Source organism: Marinovum sp. E3 (genome assembly GCF_055755275.1).
Genome location: NZ_CM146908.1, coordinates 1,165,867 through 1,181,066, shown reverse-complemented (window position 1 = coordinate 1,181,066; position 15,200 = coordinate 1,165,867). Strand labels below are relative to the sequence as shown.

18 protein-coding genes are annotated in these 15,200 nt (G+C 65.5%); 14 read left to right on the top strand and 4 right to left on the bottom strand.

Annotation, left to right across the window (positions count from 1 at the left end; genetic code table 11):
• Positions 1–101 precede the first annotated feature (101 nt).
• The 14 genes from alr (at position 102) to AC0J5K_RS05755 (ending at position 12,167) form a co-directional block, all read left to right on the top strand.
• Positions 102–1,139 carry an alanine racemase gene (gene alr, locus AC0J5K_RS05820; RefSeq protein WP_048532260.1) on the top strand — a complete coding sequence of 346 codons (1,038 nt, stop codon included), beginning with the start codon at positions 102–104 and terminating at the stop codon, positions 1,137–1,139.
• Entirely contained in the window at positions 1,136–1,921 is a 786-nt protein-coding gene (locus AC0J5K_RS05815; RefSeq protein WP_148562865.1) for an MlaE family ABC transporter permease, read from the top strand. Before alr ends, AC0J5K_RS05815 begins: the two co-directional genes overlap by 4 nt.
• On the top strand, positions 1,918–2,664 hold the full coding sequence (locus AC0J5K_RS05810; RefSeq protein WP_274562443.1) for an ABC transporter ATP-binding protein: 747 nt from the start codon (positions 1,918–1,920) through the stop codon (positions 2,662–2,664). The genes AC0J5K_RS05815 and AC0J5K_RS05810 overlap by 4 nt, the downstream gene beginning before the upstream one ends.
• Positions 2,661–3,053, top strand: coding sequence for a hypothetical protein (locus tag AC0J5K_RS05805; protein WP_274562444.1), 393 nt, complete (start codon positions 2,661–2,663; stop codon positions 3,051–3,053). Before AC0J5K_RS05810 ends, AC0J5K_RS05805 begins: the two co-directional genes overlap by 4 nt.
• Positions 3,054–3,122: 69 nt before the next feature.
• Positions 3,123–3,557: a paraquat-inducible protein A gene (locus tag AC0J5K_RS05800; protein ID WP_048533857.1), complete on the top strand. Its 435-nt coding sequence runs from the start codon at positions 3,123–3,125 to the stop codon at positions 3,555–3,557.
• 109 nt (positions 3,558–3,666) lie between these two features.
• Positions 3,667–4,452, top strand: coding sequence for a DNA repair protein (locus AC0J5K_RS05795; RefSeq protein ID WP_274562447.1), 786 nt, complete (start codon positions 3,667–3,669; stop codon positions 4,450–4,452).
• Between the two features lie 46 nt (positions 4,453–4,498).
• Positions 4,499–5,866: a DNA repair protein RadA gene (gene radA, locus AC0J5K_RS05790; protein WP_274562449.1), complete on the top strand. Its 1,368-nt coding sequence runs from the start codon at positions 4,499–4,501 to the stop codon at positions 5,864–5,866.
• A gap of 32 nt (positions 5,867–5,898) precedes the next feature.
• On the top strand, positions 5,899–6,462 hold the full coding sequence (locus tag AC0J5K_RS05785) for a CvpA family protein (protein WP_274562451.1): 564 nt from the start codon (positions 5,899–5,901) through the stop codon (positions 6,460–6,462).
• Positions 6,463–6,700: 238 nt separating this feature from the next.
• Positions 6,701–8,158 (top strand): amidophosphoribosyltransferase, encoded by a 1,458-nt coding sequence (gene purF / locus AC0J5K_RS05780; protein WP_048533861.1) that lies wholly within the window; start codon positions 6,701–6,703, stop codon positions 8,156–8,158.
• A gap of 211 nt (positions 8,159–8,369) precedes the next feature.
• Complete coding sequence (locus tag AC0J5K_RS05775) at positions 8,370–8,633, top strand: hypothetical protein (RefSeq protein ID WP_048532265.1); 264 nt, start codon at positions 8,370–8,372, stop codon at positions 8,631–8,633.
• Between the two features lie 103 nt (positions 8,634–8,736).
• Positions 8,737–9,384, top strand: coding sequence for an SDR family NAD(P)-dependent oxidoreductase (locus tag AC0J5K_RS05770; protein ID WP_074837293.1), 648 nt, complete (start codon positions 8,737–8,739; stop codon positions 9,382–9,384).
• A 117-nt stretch (positions 9,385–9,501) separates the two neighbouring features.
• Positions 9,502–10,287, top strand: a complete 786-nt coding sequence (gene surE / locus AC0J5K_RS05765) for a 5'/3'-nucleotidase SurE (protein WP_074837238.1) — start codon at positions 9,502–9,504, stop codon at positions 10,285–10,287.
• Positions 10,284–10,928, top strand: a complete 645-nt coding sequence (locus AC0J5K_RS05760; protein ID WP_048532267.1) for a protein-L-isoaspartate(D-aspartate) O-methyltransferase — start codon at positions 10,284–10,286, stop codon at positions 10,926–10,928. The genes surE and AC0J5K_RS05760 overlap by 4 nt, the downstream gene beginning before the upstream one ends.
• A 63-nt stretch (positions 10,929–10,991) precedes the next feature.
• Positions 10,992–12,167, top strand: a complete 1,176-nt coding sequence (locus tag AC0J5K_RS05755; RefSeq protein WP_274562459.1) for a peptidoglycan DD-metalloendopeptidase family protein — start codon at positions 10,992–10,994, stop codon at positions 12,165–12,167.
• Between the two features lie 425 nt (positions 12,168–12,592).
• Here the strand turns inward: AC0J5K_RS05755 and AC0J5K_RS05750 are convergent, their stop codons facing one another.
• From AC0J5K_RS05750 to AC0J5K_RS05735, 4 genes are read right to left on the bottom strand one after another with little or no spacing between them, the layout of a single operon-like run.
• Positions 12,593–13,432 (bottom strand): ATP-binding protein, encoded by an 840-nt coding sequence (locus tag AC0J5K_RS05750; protein WP_274562460.1) that lies wholly within the window; start codon positions 13,430–13,432, stop codon positions 12,593–12,595.
• Positions 13,432–14,352 carry a twin-arginine translocase subunit TatC gene (gene tatC / locus AC0J5K_RS05745; RefSeq protein WP_048532270.1) on the bottom strand — a complete coding sequence of 307 codons (921 nt, stop codon included), beginning with the start codon at positions 14,350–14,352 and terminating at the stop codon, positions 13,432–13,434. The genes AC0J5K_RS05750 and tatC overlap by 1 nt, the downstream gene beginning before the upstream one ends.
• Positions 14,352–14,861, bottom strand: coding sequence for a Sec-independent protein translocase protein TatB (gene tatB, locus AC0J5K_RS05740; RefSeq protein ID WP_048532271.1), 510 nt, complete (start codon positions 14,859–14,861; stop codon positions 14,352–14,354). The genes tatC and tatB overlap by 1 nt, the downstream gene beginning before the upstream one ends.
• A gap of 6 nt (positions 14,862–14,867) precedes the next feature.
• Complete coding sequence (locus AC0J5K_RS05735) at positions 14,868–15,092, bottom strand: twin-arginine translocase TatA/TatE family subunit (protein WP_048532272.1); 225 nt, start codon at positions 15,090–15,092, stop codon at positions 14,868–14,870.
• Between the last annotated feature and the right edge of the window lie 108 nt (positions 15,093–15,200).

Here is a 15,200-nt window from a genome sequence, read left to right as displayed (position 1 = left end):
TTCCGAGGCCCGCCGCCGCCCCTTGGCGGAGAGCCGCGAATGCACGCGGCGGTTCTGAATTCCCCCTTGACCTCGGGCACGCGCCGCCCGACTAAGCCCGCATGGCACAGGCGAAACTGACAATCGATCTCGACGCGCTGCGCAGCAATTGGCGCGCGCTCGACGCCCGCTCCGAGGGCGAAACGGCGGCAGTGGTCAAGGCCGACGGTTATGGTCTTGGTGCGCCCCGCGTGGCGCGTGCGCTGGCCCGCGCCGGGGCCCGCCGGTTCTTCGTGGCGCTGGCCGAGGAAGGCGCCGCCCTGCGCGAGGCGCTGGGTCCGGGGCCTGAGATCTGCGTCTTTTCCGGGCATATGCCGGGCGATACCGACATGATCAACGATCTGTCGCTGGTGCCGATGATCAACAACATCGACCAGATGCTGCGCCACGTCGAGGCCCTGCCCGGCGCGCCCTTCGGCATTCAACTCGACACCGGCATGAATCGGCTGGGCATGGAGCCTGCCGAATGGGCCGCGCTGCGTGACATCGCCCTGGCCCAGAACCCGGTGCTGGTGATGAGCCATCTGGCCTGCGCCGATGATGCGGCACATCCGATGAACGCGCGACAGTTGCAGGCCTTTCGCGAGATGACCGATGGCATCGATGTGCCGCGTTCGCTGGCGGCGACGGGCGGCATTCACCTCGGGCCGGACTATCACTTCGACCTGACCCGCCCCGGCGTCGGGCTTTATGGCGGGCTGCCCTTTGTCGATGCGACCCCGGTGGTGACGCTCGAAGTGCCGGTGATCCAGGTCCGCGAGCTGGAGCCGGGCGAGACCGTGGGCTATGGCAACAGCTTCACCGCCAGCCGTCCCAGCCGCATCGCCACGATTTCCGCCGGCTACGGCGACGGCATCCTCCGAGGCATGGGGCCCAGGGCCAGTCTGATGGCGGGCGAGACGCGCTGCCCGGTCGCGGGGCGGATCTCGATGGACCTGATCGGCGTCGACGTGACCGATGCGCCGGAGTTGCCCGACAGGCTCGAGCTTCTTGGCCAGCACCAATCGATCGATACGCTGGCCGGATGGGCCGACACCATCGGCTATGAAATCCTGACCTCGCTGGGCGCGCGGCTGAGCCGGGTCTATCGCGGCGAATGAGCGGTCTGCTGTCCCCTGTCGCGGCGCTGGGACGCAGCGTGCTGGCGCTTCTGGCCTATGTCGGACGGGTGGCGATCTTTGCCGGCGCGACGGTGGCCCATGTCTTCCGGCCCCCCTGGTACTGGCGCGAGTTCGGCTGGGCGCTGATGCAGATCGGCTGGCTGTCGCTGCCGGTGGTGGGGATGACGGCGCTGTTTACCGGCGGCGCGCTGGCCTTGCAGATCTATGACGGCGGCGCGCGATTCCAGGCAGAATTCGCCGTGCCCTCGATCGTCGCCATCGGCATGGTGCGCGAGCTGGGCCCGGTGCTGGGCGGGCTGATGGTGGCGGCGCGGGTGGCCTCGTCGATTGCCGCCGAGATCGGCACCATGAAGGTGACCGAACAGATCGACGCGCTGGTGACGCTGTCGACCCATCCGATGAAATACCTCACCGTGCCGCGCGTGGTGGCGGCGACGCTGGCGGTTCCGGTGCTGGTGGCGGTGGGCGACAGTATCGGCATTCTCGGCGGCTACCTCGTTGGGGTGACGCGGCTCGATTTCAACGCCGCCGCCTACCTCAAGAACACCTTCGACTTCCTCGAGCTCTGGGACGTGACCTCGGGGCTGATCAAGGGCGCGGTCTTTGGCTTTATCGTCGCGCTCTGCGGCTGTTACTTCGGCATGAACTCGGGCCGTGGCGCCCAGGGCGTCGGCCGGGCGACAAAATCGGCCGTGGTCACCGCCTCGGTGCTGATCTTTGCCGCCAACTACATCCTGACCGAGGTGTTTTTCGCGGCATGATCACCCTTACCGACGTGCATAAATCCTTTGGTGACAACCACGTGCTGCGAGGCGTCAGCCTGCATGTGCCCAAGGGCCAGTCGATGGTGATCATCGGCGGCTCGGGCACCGGCAAGTCGGTGACGATCAAATCGGTGCTCGGGCTGGTCGAACCCGACAGCGGCCGGATCGAGGTCGATGGACGCGAGGTGCACGAAGGCGACCGCGATGCCTTTCTGGCGCGCTTCGGCATGCTGTTTCAGGGCGGCGCACTGTTCGACAGCCTGCCGGTCTGGCAGAACGTCGCCTTTCGACTGATGCGCGGCGCGCTCAAGCGGCCGAAAGAAGAGGCGCGCGAGATCGCCGTCGACAAGCTGCGCCGGGTCGGGCTGCGCGCCGCAGTGGCCGATCTTTTCCCCTCGGAACTCTCCGGCGGCATGCAGAAACGCGTCGGCCTCGCCCGCGCCATCGCCGCCGATCCCGAGATCATCTTTTTCGACGAGCCAACCACCGGTCTCGATCCGATCATGGCCGGCGTCATCAACGAGCTGATCCGCGAGATCGTCACCGAAATGGGCGCAACGACCATGACCATCACCCATGACATGACCTCGGTGCGCACCATCGCCGACCGGGTGGCGATGCTGCATGACGGGGTGATCCAGTGGGAAGGCCCGATTTCCGAGATGGACGGCGCCGATGATCCCTATCTGGCTCAATTCATCCGTGGCCGCGCCGACGGCCCGATCGAGGCGGTGCGATGACCTTTTTGCAACCGAGCCCGGCAGTGATGGCGCTGCTGAGCCTTCAGACCTTTCTCTATCTGCCGCTGCTGGCGATCCTGGCTGCCTGTCGCACCGGCGCCGCGCGCGGCCCGAGCCGCTGGCTCGGGCTGGCCAGCCTGGCGCTGGCGCTGCTGGGCATGGCGGCGCATTTCGGCCCGCCGCTGCTCAACCTCTACACCGGGCCGCTGCCCCGGCTGGCGACGCTGATGACCAAGCCGGCGGGGGGCATGATGCTGCCGCTGATCGCCTCTTTGCCGCTGCTGGCCTCCGGCTTTGTCGCCGGGCGGGCATGGAAATGGGTCGACTGGGCGCATGTTGTGCTGCTGGCGGTGCTGCTGGGGCTTTGGGGATATACGCGGTTTTATTGAATGCGGCGCCTGCGGAGAATGAAATCCGGCCTGCGGCGCAGGTGCGCGGCCGTGCGGAGACATGACAAGATGCGCTGGATCAACCTGTCCTTGCTGGTGCTCTTTCCGGTGGCCTGGTTCGCGCCTCTGATGCAGGCCGGGCTGCTGCCGCTTTTCGGGCTGGAACGGATCAGCGTCATCACCGGGCTTCAGGCGCTGTGGTCGAGCGACGTGGTGCTGGCGCTGGTGGTTACGCTCTTTGCGCTTTTCGCCCCCTACCTCAAGACCATTGGCCTGGCGCTGGTGCATTTCGGGCTGGCCGATCCGCGGCTCTTGCCGGCGCTGACCCTGCTGGGCAAGCTGGCGATGGCGGATGTCTTTTTGATCGCGCTCTACATCACGGTGATCAAGGGAATCGGCGTCGGGCGAATCGAGACGCTCTGGGGGCTGTATCTCTTTACCCTGTGCATTCTGACGTCGATTGGCTGCTCAATTCTCACAAAGCGTAACGAATCGAAATATTGATCACAGCAGATCGGCAAAGGTTGACCGACAATCAAATACTTCTAGGTCGAAAAGTCGCAGGCCTGCATACTCCTCTGGGCCGCCCATTTTCAGATCCTAGGGGGATCATATGCGCAATTTTCACACTGCCCTGCGGCTGGCCGCCGTAGTTTTCCAAATGATTTTCATGGCCTTTTATGCCGTGGCCGGCATCGGCCTGCTCGGTTTTACAATCGCGAGTGCCCTGGGACAAGCCTCCTGGCTGACTCTGCCCATCCAGTTCGGCAGCAATCCGCCGGTCGATCTGGGCTGGATTGTCCAGATTGCCTTGACAGCCATGGTGCTTGGCCTGGTCGTCTATCTGCCATCCAATCAGCGCATCTTGCGCCTGGAGAACAGCCATCGCCGTTTTTCCATCAACATGCAGGATGTCGCCCGCGCCTATGACGCCGTCCACAAGGCCGACCGCGCCGGCGTCTTCGAGCTCAAGTCGGAATTCGACGCGGTTCGCGAACGCATGATCTTTCTTCGCAACCACCCCGATCTGAACGTGCTCGAGACCGATCTTCTCGAGGTGGCGGCCCAGATGGGCGCGATCAGCCACGAATTGGCCGAGGTCTATTCCGACGAAAAGGTCGATCGGGCCCGCGCCTTCCTCGCGCAGCGCCAGCAAGAGGTGAAGATGATCGAAGAGCGGCTCGACGAGGCCAAGGTGATCGCCAACGACATCCACAACTGGGCGATGCGGGTCGAGATCGAGGAAGATATCGCCCGCTCCGAGATCCAGCGGCTGTCGGAGCTTCTGTCCGACGTGATGCCGGAACTCGACCTGCCCGAAGGCGCCGACCTGCGGCAGGCCAGCCGGATGGCGAATGGCCGGATGATCGAACTCGCCGGGCGCCAGGCCGCCGAATAGCTCAGGATCGACTTGGCAAGGCGTCTGTCCTCGGGCATGACGCCTTATGGCCAAGACGAAAGCATCCTTTTCCTGCACCGCCTGCGGCAATGTCACCACCAAATGGTCGGGGCGCTGCGAAGCCTGCGGCGAATGGAACTCGATTTCCGAGGACAGCGGCATATCCGCCGGCCCGGCGGGAAAATCCCTGGGCGACGCCCGTGGCCGCGCCGTGGCGCTGTCCGACCTCTCGACCGAAGAGACACCCCCGCCCCGCACCCATTCCGGCATGGACGAGCTGGACCGGGTGCTGGGCGGCGGGCTGGTTCCGGCCAGCGCCATCCTCGTCGGCGGCGATCCCGGCATCGGCAAATCGACCCTGCTGTTGCAGGCCGCCGCGCGCTTTGCGGGCGCCGGGCTGAAAACCGTCTACATCTCGGGCGAAGAGGCCAGCGCACAGGTGCGGATGCGGGCGCAGCGGCTGGGGCTGACCCAGGCCGAGGTGCGGCTCGGCGCCGAGACCAACCTGCGCGATATCCTGACCACGCTCGATCAGGAGCGGCCGCAACTCGCGATCATCGATTCGATCCAGACCATGTGGGCCGACAACGTGGGCTCTGCCCCGGGCTCGGTGTCTCAGGTGCGGGCGGCGGCGCATGAGCTGACCTCCTTCACCAAGCGCAAGGGCATGTCGGTGATCCTGGTCGGCCATGTGACCAAGGACGGCCAGATCGCCGGCCCCCGGGTGGTCGAGCACATGGTCGACACCGTGCTCTATTTCGAAGGCGAACGCGGGCATCAGTTCCGCATCCTGCGCGCGGTCAAGAACCGGTTCGGCCCGGCGGATGAGATCGGCGTCTTCGAGATGACCGGCAGCGGCTTGCAGGAGGTACTCAACCCCTCGGCGCTGTTTCTCAGCGAACGCGGCACCCCGGCCCCCGGCTCGGTGGTGTTCTCCGGCATCGAGGGCACGCGGCCGGTGCTGGTCGAGATGCAGGCGCTGGTCGCGCCGACGCCGCATGCCCAGGCGCGGCGCTCGGTCGTCGGCTGGGACGGCTCGCGGCTGGCGATGATTCTCGCGGTGCTTGAGGCGCGTTGCGGCATCCCCTTTGCCGGGCTCGACGTCTACCTCAATGTCGCCGGCGGCATGAAGGTCAGCGAACCGGCGGCGGATCTGGCCGTCGCGGCGGCATTGCTTTCCGCGCGCGAAGATGCGGCATTGCCGCCGGAAACGGTGGTTTTCGGCGAAATCAGCCTATCTGGTGCCCTGCGCCCGGTGGGTCAGAGCGAAAACAGGTTGAAAGAAGCGGCCAAACTTGGTTTTACATCCGCGATCGTGCCCGAGGGCGGCAAGATGTCGGGCAACGGCGGCCTCTCGCTCAACCGCATGGCCGATCTGACCGCATTCGTGGGCGAAACGTTTGGTGCCGGGTAAGCGGCACCGCCAAGGGCAGTGAAGGGCAGGACATGGAAGGTTTTACACTGGTTGACGGCATTGTGGCCGTTGTCATCGTGCTATCCGCGCTGCTGGCCTATTCGCGCGGCCTTGTGCGTGAAACCATGGCGATTGCCGGCTGGGTCGCCGCCGCGATCCTCGCCTTCATCTTTGCCCCGCAGGTCGATCCGCTGGTCAAGGAAATTCCCGTGCTCGGCGATTTCATCCGCGACAGCTGCGAACTGAGCATCATCACCGCCTTTGCCGTGGTCTTTGCCGGAGCGCTGGTGGTTGTCTCGCTCTTCACGCCGCTGTTTTCCTCGATCGTCCAACGCTCGGCGCTTGGCGGACTGGATCAGGGGCTCGGTTTTCTCTTTGGCGTAGCACGCGGCATCCTGCTGGTGGCAATCGCCTTTTTTGTCTACGAGACGGTGATTAGCAGCCAGGACATCGCGATGATTGACGATTCGCGCTCGGCGCAGGTCTTCGGCCGGATGACTGACGCCATCGAAGAGCGCAATCCCGAGCAGGCGCTGGGCTGGGTCACCACGCAATACGAAGAGCTTGTCGGCGTCTGTGACGCCCCGGCCGAGTAAGCCCGCCCATCCTCGCCCGCACGATCCGGGACAGCGGCTGTTCCCGCAGCTGGTCCTGATCGGGCGGCCTGTGGCTCTCTCTTGGGCGCTAAGGACGGTGCTGGGTGCCGCAACGTAAGGTGCTCGCACGCCAGTTTTGCACAAGTCCGTCATAGTTCCGTGACATGTGCGCAATGAGGGCTTAAGTAACCCCCGTAAGCCACAACGGATTCGGAGCCACCCCTTGGCCGACGCCCAGATGCCCCCCGCCCACCCTTTCGATGACGACAAACTCAAAGAAGAATGCGGCGTTTTCGGCGTTGTCGGAGTAACCGACGCCGCCAATTTCGTGGCGCTCGGCCTGCACGCGCTTCAGCATCGTGGCCAGGAAGCCGGGGGGATCGTCTCGTATCACCCCGATCACGGCTTCAACTCGGCCCGTCGCTTCGGCTATGTGCGCGACAACTTCACCAAGCAATCGCTGATGGAAACGCTGCCCGGCGATCTCGCCATCGGTCATGTGCGCTATTCCACCGCCGGATCGAAAGGCCAGACCGCGATCCGCGATGTGCAGCCGTTCTTTGGCGAGTTCTCGATGGGCGGCGCCGCGATCGCCCACAACGGCAATATCACCAATGCCGATGCGCTCCGGCGCGAGCTGATCGAGCGCGGCTCGATCTTTCAGTCTTCGTCGGACAGCGAATGCATCATCCATCTGATGGCCCGCTCGCTGCAACGCCGGGTGCCGGAACGGATGCAGGACGCGCTGCGCCGGGTCGAAGGCGCCTTTTCCGTCGTGGCAATGACCCGCACCAAGCTGATCGGCGTGCGTGATCCGCTGGGCGTGCGCCCGCTGGTGCTGGGCAAGATCGGCGACGAGGGCTATGCGCTCAGTTCCGAGACCTGCGCGCTCGACATCATCGGCGCCGAACTGGTGCGCGAGGTCGAACCCGGCGAAATGGTGGTGATCGAGGGTGGCAAGGTGCACTCGCACCGGCCTTTCGCCCCCGCCGGTTCGCGCTTCTGCATCTTCGAACATGTCTACTTCTCGCGTCCCGATTCCATCCTCGGCGGCCGCTCGGTCTATGAGACCCGTCGCCAGATCGGCGTCGAACTGGCCCGCGAAGCCCCGGTCGAGGCCGATCTCGTCTGCCCGGTGCCCGACAGCGGCACTCCGGCGGCGATCGGTTTTGCGCATGAGAGCGGCATTCCCTACGGCATGGGCATCATCCGCAACCAGTACATGGGCCGCACCTTCATCGAGCCGACCGAGCAGATCCGCAACATGGGCGTGCGGCTCAAGCTCAATGTCAACCGCGCGCTGATCGAAGGCAAGCGGGTGATCCTGGTCGACGACTCGGTCGTACGCGGCACCACCAGCCGCAAGATCAAGGAAATGATCCTCGATGCCGGCGCCAAGGAGGTGCATTTCCGCATCGCCTCTCCGCCCACCGCCTGGCCCTGCTTCTACGGGGTCGATACCCCGCAGCGCGAAAAACTGCTGGCCGCGACCATGAGCGAAGACGAGATGCGCGATCACCTGGCGGTCGATTCGCTCAAGTTCATCTCGCTCGACGGCCTTTACCGCGCCGTGGGTGAGGCCGAGGGCCGCAACAAGGCCTGTCCGCAGTATTGCGACGCCTGTTTCTCGGGCGAATATCCGGTCACACCGGCGGATATGATCGAAAAAGGCTTTGAAATGAAGGCGGCGGAATAACTTCGGGGCAATCCCGCCGGACGCGAAACGCGACCGAGTGCCGCAACAAGCCGTAATCTGCCGCCCCGGTCGCGCATCGGGGCGCCATTCTGCCGATGATCTTTCGGTCACTTTCCCTATCCCACCGAACTGCATAGATGCCTTTCGCAGCATCGCAGTGCGACCACCTGCTCGATAGGTTTGCGGTGCTTTTACGTATGGGGAAAGCCACATGGCACAGACTGTCAAAATCACACCTGAAACCCGGGCGGCGGCGACGCAGAAAGCCGAACTGCCGATGACCGAAACCGTTCTGCTCGGCACGCTGACATCGCAATCCGGCACCAAGGCCATCCTGCGCAACGGCTTTGGCGGCGTCTCCACGGTCAGCGTCGGAGAACATATCAATGGCGGCGAAGTCACCGCGATCCGCGATGGCGAGGTCTACATCTCGCAAGACGGGCGTGGCATCAAGCTGACCATTCCCGGCTCCTGACCGGCCGCGATCCGTCCGGGACATGGCGGCGCCCCGAGCGGGGCCGCCATTTTCCGGCGACGCCCGCTTGACCTTCGCGCCGAACCGCACCAAACCCGGGCGCATGACCGAGAAAACCGCCCTGATCACCGGCGCCTCCCGCGGGCTTGGCGCCGCGCTGGCCGAAGCGCTGGCGCCGACGCATCACATCATCGCCGTGGCCCGCACCACCGGCGCGCTCGAAGAGCTTGACGACCGGATCCAGGCCAGAGGCCATAGCGCCACCCTGGCGCCGATGGACATCACCACCGAGGCCGCCATGGCGCAGCTCTGTCGGGGCATCCATGACCGCTGGGGCAAACTCGACCTCTGGTGCCACACCGCGGTGCATGCCGCGCCGCTGACGCCGGCCGATCACCTCGACATGAAGGACTGGCAGAAAAGCATAGAGGTCAATGTCACCGCGCTGGGCCGGTTGATCCCCTTTATCGCGCCCCTGCTGGGCACCGAGGGGCAGGCCGTGTTCTTCGACGATCCGCGCGCCGGGCAGAAATTCTTTGCCTCCTACGGCGCCACCAAGGCGGCGCAGATCGCACTGGCGCGCAGCTGGCAGTCAGAAACCGAGCTCATGGGCCCCAAGGTGCATGTGCTGGAGCCGGCGCAGATGCCAAGCGGCACCCGGGCACGGTTCTTTCCCGGTCAGGATGCCGGCGAACTGGCCCGCCCGCGGGACGAGGCGGCCCGGGTCCTGGCGACGCTGGGGCTGGGCTGAGACCAGCCCCGCCAGCATGGTAAATCGGCACCGGTCCGGGGACGGATCGGCCCTGCCCCGGCTTGCCCCGGGGCCCCTGCTCCACTAAGCAGAAGCGAGTTGTTCCCTGGGGTATTCATGCGCATTCTCATCACCAATGACGACGGCATCAACGCATCGGGCCTGAAGGTTCTGCATCAGATCGCCACCGAGATCGCAGGCCCCGACGGCGAGGTCTGGACCGTGGCCCCGGCCTTCGAGCAATCGGGTGTGGCGCATTGCATCTCTTACACCCATCCCTTCATGGTCTCGGAAATGGGCAGGCGCCGCTATGCCGCCGAGGGCAGCCCGGCAGATTGCGTCATGGTCGGCCTGCACGACGTGATGAAGGACAACAGGCCCGACCTTGTGCTCTCGGGCGTGAACCGCGGCAACAATTCGGCCGAGAACGCGCTTTATTCCGGCACTCTGGGCGGCGCGCTCGAGGCCGCGCTTCAGGGGCTTCCGGCGATGGCGCTGTCGCAATACTATGGCCCCGAGAACCGAGACCTCGACGATCCTTTCGAAGCCGCGCGCCAGCATGGCGCCGATGTCGTCCGCCGGGTGCTCAAGGCGCGCCTGGCCAATCCCTCGGCCTATCAGCTGTTCTACAATATCAACTTTCCGCCGGTCTCGGCCAAGAGCGTCAAGGGCACCCGCGCCACGCCGCAGGGCCTGCGCGAGAACACCGCCTTTAGCGTCGAACCGCAGCTCTCGCCCTCGGGCCGGCGGTTCTTCTGGATCCGCGGCGGCGACCAGCGCGCCCCGGTGGCAGCCAACAGCGACGCCGGCGTCAATCTCGACGGCTATATCTCGGTCACCCCGATGCGCGCCGATCTGACCGCGCCGGATGCGCTCGAGGCGTTGCGGGGCGTACTGGAATGAGCCCCGAAGCCGAACGCAAGATGCAGTTCCTCTATGCCGTCCGTTCCAAGGGCGTGACCGACCGGCGGGTGCTGATGGCGATGGAAAAGATCGACCGCGCCGATTTCATCCAGGGCTTCTTTTCCGAACGCGCCTATGAGGACATGCCCCTGCCGATCGCCTGCGGCCAGACCATCAGCCAGCCCTCGGTGGTGGGGCTGATGACCCAGGCGCTCGACGTGCAGCCGCGCGACACCGTGCTCGAGGTCGGCACCGGCTCCGGCTATCAGGCGGCGATCCTGAGCCAACTGGCGCGACGCATCTACACCGTCGACCGCCACAAGCGGCTGGTGCAGGGGGCGCGGGCGGTGTTCGACAAGCTCGACCTGGCCAATATCACCGCCTTCACCGCCGACGGCTCCTTTGGCCTGCCCGATCAGGCCCCGTTTGACCGCATCCTCGTCACCGCCGCCGCCGAAGACCCGCCCGGGCCGCTTCTGGCGCAGCTGCGGGTGGGTGGTGTCATGGTGCTGCCGGTGGGCCAATCGGACGCCGTACAGCGCCTGATCCGCGTAAAACGCGGGCCGGAGGGCTTTGAATACGACGAATTGCGCGCCGTGCGCTTTGTGCCGCTGGTCGAAGGGCTTGGGCGTGACACGTGAACGGTGTATAGAAATGTTAACGTCAAATCCGGGCCAACCGGACGAAGTTTGAGGGATATCGAGATGTGGAGTTTTCCGCCCCGCTTTCCGGTGATCATGGCTGGCTCGGCGCTGGCCGTTCTGGCGGGCTGTGAGAGCCTGCCCAACGATTTTGATCTGCGCGGCAAGATCGGCGACAGCCGGTATGACACGTCCGAAGCGGCGCGCAATGCCACAGCGAACCGGCCAAGTCCCGACGATCGCGGGATTATTTCCTATCCCAATTATCAGGTCGCTGTGGCCCGGCGCGGCGATACCCTGGGCGGACTGGCCGGACGCATCGGCATGAACGTGGCCGATCTGGCGCGGTTCAACGGCATGCGGCCCGACGACAGCCTGCGCGCCGGAGAGGTCATCGCCCTGCCCTACAAGGTCGATGAACCCGCCGCAGGCCCGATCCGCCCCGCCTCCGAGGCGCGCGACCTCACTGCGATTGCCGGTGCCGCCATCGACAATGCCGCCGCCACGCCGGTGCAGACAAGCGAACTTCCGCCGGTCCAGACCGGCACCGAGCCGGTGCGCCACCAGGTCGCGCGCGGCGAGACCGCCTTTACCATTTCGCGGCTCTACAATGTCTCGGTGCGCTCTCTGGCCGAGTGGAACGGTCTCGACCAGGAATTTACCGTGCGCGAGGGGCAATTCCTGCTGATCCCCACCGTGCGCGAAACGGCCGCCGTCGCCGAGCCCGAACCGCTGGAGACCTCCGAACCCGGCCAGGGCTCGCCCACGCCGACCCCGCCGAGCGCCGCCAAGCCGCTGCCCGCCGCGACGCCGGTCGCCGCCGCAACGCCGGTGCCGACGCCGCCTTCGCCCGATCTCGGCAAGGAGCAGACCAAGGCCCCGGCCAAGGCGACACGCATGCAGATGCCGGTCAGCGGCTCGGTGATCCGCGAATACGCCAAGGGCCGCAACGACGGCATCGACATCGCCGCCAGCGCCGGAACCCCGGTCAAGGCCGCCGAAGCCGGCACCGTGGCCGCGATCACCGCCAGCGCCGACCAGGTGCCGATCGTGGTGGTGAAACATGCCGACAACGTGCTGACCGTCTATGCCAATGTCGATGGGATCACCGTCAAGAAGGGCGACAGCGTCAGCCGCGGCCAGACCCTGGGCAAGGTGGCGGCGGGCGATCCGGCCTATCTGCACTTCGAAGTGCGCGAAGGTTTCGAAAGCGTCGACCCCCTGCCCTACGTCCGCTGATCCGAGGTCGGTTGCTTGAGGCGGGGGGCCCCGGGTCAAGCCCGGGGCGGGTTGTTTGCAGTCGGCTGGCGGCGGTGGGCCGCTCTAGCCACAAGATCTGTAAAACACTCGTCATGCGAGCGCAGAGCGTGTCATGCGCGGGCCGCTGTTGCTGCGTCGAGACCGGGCATCGGAGCCGGGCCAGCGGCGACCCGCGGGATGCCGCTGCGACGCTGGCAATGGCCACGCTTTATGGCAGCCCAGCCCGTAGAACACCTGATCAATGCACTTGGAGCGGCCAAAGCGGCAGCCCGATGGGGCGGGCCGCCACTGACCCGGCGGGCTGCGCCCTTGTTCCGGGCCCGGCAGGATGCGAGCGTGTCGAATAGGACTTTGCCGCGCGGTGGTGCCGCCCGATCGGATCCGGCCCAGGCAAGCCGCCAGCCTCAGCTCAGCGCCACACCCCTGCGGCCTGCGAGGTCGGTAAAGAACTGCCAGGCCACCCGGCCGGACCGACCGCCGCGGGTCGCCTGCCATTCGACCGCCTCGGCGCGCAGCTCCGCGCTGTCGATCTCCAGACCATAGGCCGCGCAGTAGCCGCCGATCATCGTCAGGTATTCGTCCTGGGTACAGGGATGGAACCCCAGCCAGAGACCAAAGCGGTCCGACAGCGAGACCTTTTCCTCGGTCGCCTCCGACGGGCTGATCGCCGACGACCGTTCGTTCTCGATCATGTCGCGCGGCATCAGGTGGCGGCGGTTCGAGGTGGCGTAGAACACCACATTGTCCGGCCGGCCCTCGATGCCGCCGTCCAGCACCGCCTTGAGCGACTTGTAGTGCTGGTCGTCATGGCTGAACGACAGGTCGTCGCAGAACAGCACAAAGCGCTCCTTGCGGCCGCGCAGGAGCCCCAGCAACCGCCCCACCGACGGCAGGTCCTCGCGTTGCAGCTCGACGATCTTGAGCCCCTCGCCCTGGCGCAGAACCTCGGCGTGCACCGCCTTGACCAGCGAGGATTTCCCCATGCCCCGCGCGCCCCAGAGCAGCGCATTGTTGGCCGGCAGGCCGCGCGCGAACTGCAAGGTATTGGCCAGCAGGGTGTCCCGCGCCCGGTCGACACCGATCAAAAGCGCGATGTCCACCCGGCTGACCTCTGGCACCGGTTGCAGCCGATCCGGCTCCACATGCCAGAGAAAGGCCTCGGCGGCGGTGAAATCAGGCGCGTCCAGAGGTGCGGGCGCCATCCGCTCCAGCGCGGCGGCGATACGTTTCAAAGCTTTACTCATTAACTCTTGTCCGGTTTTCCAAGATCATCTTCGTCCTCGTCGAATTCCGACATCAGCGGATCATCGGCAAGGTCTTCGCTCTCTTCTTCATCCTCGAACCACAGGCCCTGTGCGCGCAGATCGGCCTCGCGCTTGCGGTCGACCCGGCGCACCAGGAAGATCGACACCTCGTAGAGCCCGTACACCACCACGAAAAGGATCACCTGGGTGATCACATCGGGCGGTGTCACCAGCGCTGCCAGCACCAGGATGCCGACAACCGCATATTTGCGCACCGCGCCCAGGCCCTCGGCATTGACCAGCCCGGCCTTGCCCATCAGCGTCAGCAGGACCGGGAGTTGAAAGCAGAGGCCGAAAGCGACGATGAACTTGATCGTCAGGTTCAGGTACTCCTGTGCCGAGCCCTGGAAGACCACCGACAGCCCCTGCTCGATCTCTTCGCCGACCACCGCCTCGCCTTCGGCGCCGAACTGCTGGAAGCCGAGGAAGAAGTCATAGGCCAGCGGCGTCACCACGTAGAAGGCAAAGGCGGCGCCGAGGAAGAACATGAACGGCGAGGCGATCAGGAATGGCAGGAAGGCGCCTTTTTCCGACTTGTAGAGCCCCGGCGCAACAAAGCGCCACAACTGGTTGGCAATAAAGGGAAACCCCAGGATGAAGCCCCCCAGGAACGAGACCTTGATCGCCACGAAGAAACCTTCCTGCGGCGAAATGAAGATCAGGTCGCAATCCTGCCCGCGCTCGGCCAGCACCTGGCAGAGCGGATCGGTCAGGAAGTTGAAGATCGGCGTGGCCACGGTGAAACAGATCACCATGCCGATCAGAAAATAGACCACGCAGCGGATCAGCCGCGTGCGCAGTTCCGCCAGATGCTCGATCAGCGGGGCCGAGCTGTCTTCGATCTCGTCGCTATGGCTCATCAAAGGTCTTTCGTGTCCTTGGCCGGCTGGTCGGCCGCCGCTTCCGCTGCCTCGGCGGCCTTGATCGCCTCATCCGCCTCGCGCCGCTTGCGTTCCGCCGCGGCCCGCGCGGTGGCGGCCTGGATCTTTCTGGCCTGTGCGTCGCGCTTGGCGCTTTCGGCGTCGTCGGGCTTGGGCGCGCTGGACGTATTGTCGCCCTTGGAGCCGCCGGTCTTCTTGCCGTTTTCCAGATCGCCCAGCGGATCGGCCACCTGCCGCGCCGCATCCTTGACCCCGTCCATCGCCGATTTCATCGGGTTGGTCGCGGTGTGGATGGTCTTCTTGATGTCGCTCACCCCGGCTTCGTCGGCGGCCTCGTTCATGGCGCGGCTGAATTCGCGCGCCATGCCGCGGGCGCGACCCACGAACTCTCCCGCGCGGCGGAACAGCACGGGCAGGTCCTTGGGGCCGACGACGATCAGCGCCACCACCCCGATGACCAGAAGCTCGGTCCAGCCAAGGTCGAACATCTGCGGTTAAACCTTGTCTTTTTCGTCGTTCGGGGTGACGTCCTTGGCGCTGTCGCCGGTCTTGTCATCGAGTTCGTCACTCTCTTCGCTGCCGTCCTTCACGCCTTTCTTGAACGCGGTGATGCCTTTGCCCACCTCGCCCATCAGCGACGAAATCTTGCCGCGCCCGAAAAGCACCAGCACCACGACGGCAATCAGAAGAAGGCCGGGAAGGCCGATATTGTTCAGCATGGGTTCTGTCTCCACATCTCGCGCCCGCGCCAGCCGCGCGGCCTCTCGCTGCCTTGCATAAAGCCTTCGCCCCCGCCCTGAAAGTGGCAAAACACCCTATTCCGGGGC

What these genes read in the sequence shown, in the direction of transcription:
- alr (WP_048532260.1), top strand. Translation starts at nt 102, where the DNA reads ATGGCACAGGCGAAACTGACAATCGATCTCGACGCGCTGCGCAGCAAT.
- AC0J5K_RS05815 (WP_148562865.1), top strand. Translation starts at nt 1,136, where the DNA reads ATGAGCGGTCTGCTGTCCCCTGTCGCGGCGCTGGGACGCAGCGTGCTG.
- AC0J5K_RS05810 (WP_274562443.1), top strand. Translation starts at nt 1,918, where the DNA reads ATGATCACCCTTACCGACGTGCATAAATCCTTTGGTGACAACCACGTG.
- AC0J5K_RS05805 (WP_274562444.1), top strand. Translation starts at nt 2,661, where the DNA reads ATGACCTTTTTGCAACCGAGCCCGGCAGTGATGGCGCTGCTGAGCCTT.
- AC0J5K_RS05800 (WP_048533857.1), top strand. Translation starts at nt 3,123, where the DNA reads ATGCGCTGGATCAACCTGTCCTTGCTGGTGCTCTTTCCGGTGGCCTGG.
- AC0J5K_RS05795 (WP_274562447.1), top strand. Translation starts at nt 3,667, where the DNA reads ATGCGCAATTTTCACACTGCCCTGCGGCTGGCCGCCGTAGTTTTCCAA.
- radA (WP_274562449.1), top strand. Translation starts at nt 4,499, where the DNA reads ATGGCCAAGACGAAAGCATCCTTTTCCTGCACCGCCTGCGGCAATGTC.
- AC0J5K_RS05785 (WP_274562451.1), top strand. Translation starts at nt 5,899, where the DNA reads ATGGAAGGTTTTACACTGGTTGACGGCATTGTGGCCGTTGTCATCGTG.
- purF (WP_048533861.1), top strand. Translation starts at nt 6,701, where the DNA reads ATGCCCCCCGCCCACCCTTTCGATGACGACAAACTCAAAGAAGAATGC.
- AC0J5K_RS05775 (WP_048532265.1), top strand. Translation starts at nt 8,370, where the DNA reads ATGGCACAGACTGTCAAAATCACACCTGAAACCCGGGCGGCGGCGACG.
- AC0J5K_RS05770 (WP_074837293.1), top strand. Translation starts at nt 8,737, where the DNA reads ATGACCGAGAAAACCGCCCTGATCACCGGCGCCTCCCGCGGGCTTGGC.
- surE (WP_074837238.1), top strand. Translation starts at nt 9,502, where the DNA reads ATGCGCATTCTCATCACCAATGACGACGGCATCAACGCATCGGGCCTG.
- AC0J5K_RS05760 (WP_048532267.1), top strand. Translation starts at nt 10,284, where the DNA reads ATGAGCCCCGAAGCCGAACGCAAGATGCAGTTCCTCTATGCCGTCCGT.
- AC0J5K_RS05755 (WP_274562459.1), top strand. Translation starts at nt 10,992, where the DNA reads ATGTGGAGTTTTCCGCCCCGCTTTCCGGTGATCATGGCTGGCTCGGCG.
- AC0J5K_RS05750 (WP_274562460.1), bottom strand. Translation starts at nt 13,432, where the DNA reads ATGAGTAAAGCTTTGAAACGTATCGCCGCCGCGCTGGAGCGGATGGCG.
- tatC (WP_048532270.1), bottom strand. Translation starts at nt 14,352, where the DNA reads ATGAGCCATAGCGACGAGATCGAAGACAGCTCGGCCCCGCTGATCGAG.
- tatB (WP_048532271.1), bottom strand. Translation starts at nt 14,861, where the DNA reads ATGTTCGACCTTGGCTGGACCGAGCTTCTGGTCATCGGGGTGGTGGCG.
- AC0J5K_RS05735 (WP_048532272.1), bottom strand. Translation starts at nt 15,092, where the DNA reads ATGCTGAACAATATCGGCCTTCCCGGCCTTCTTCTGATTGCCGTCGTG.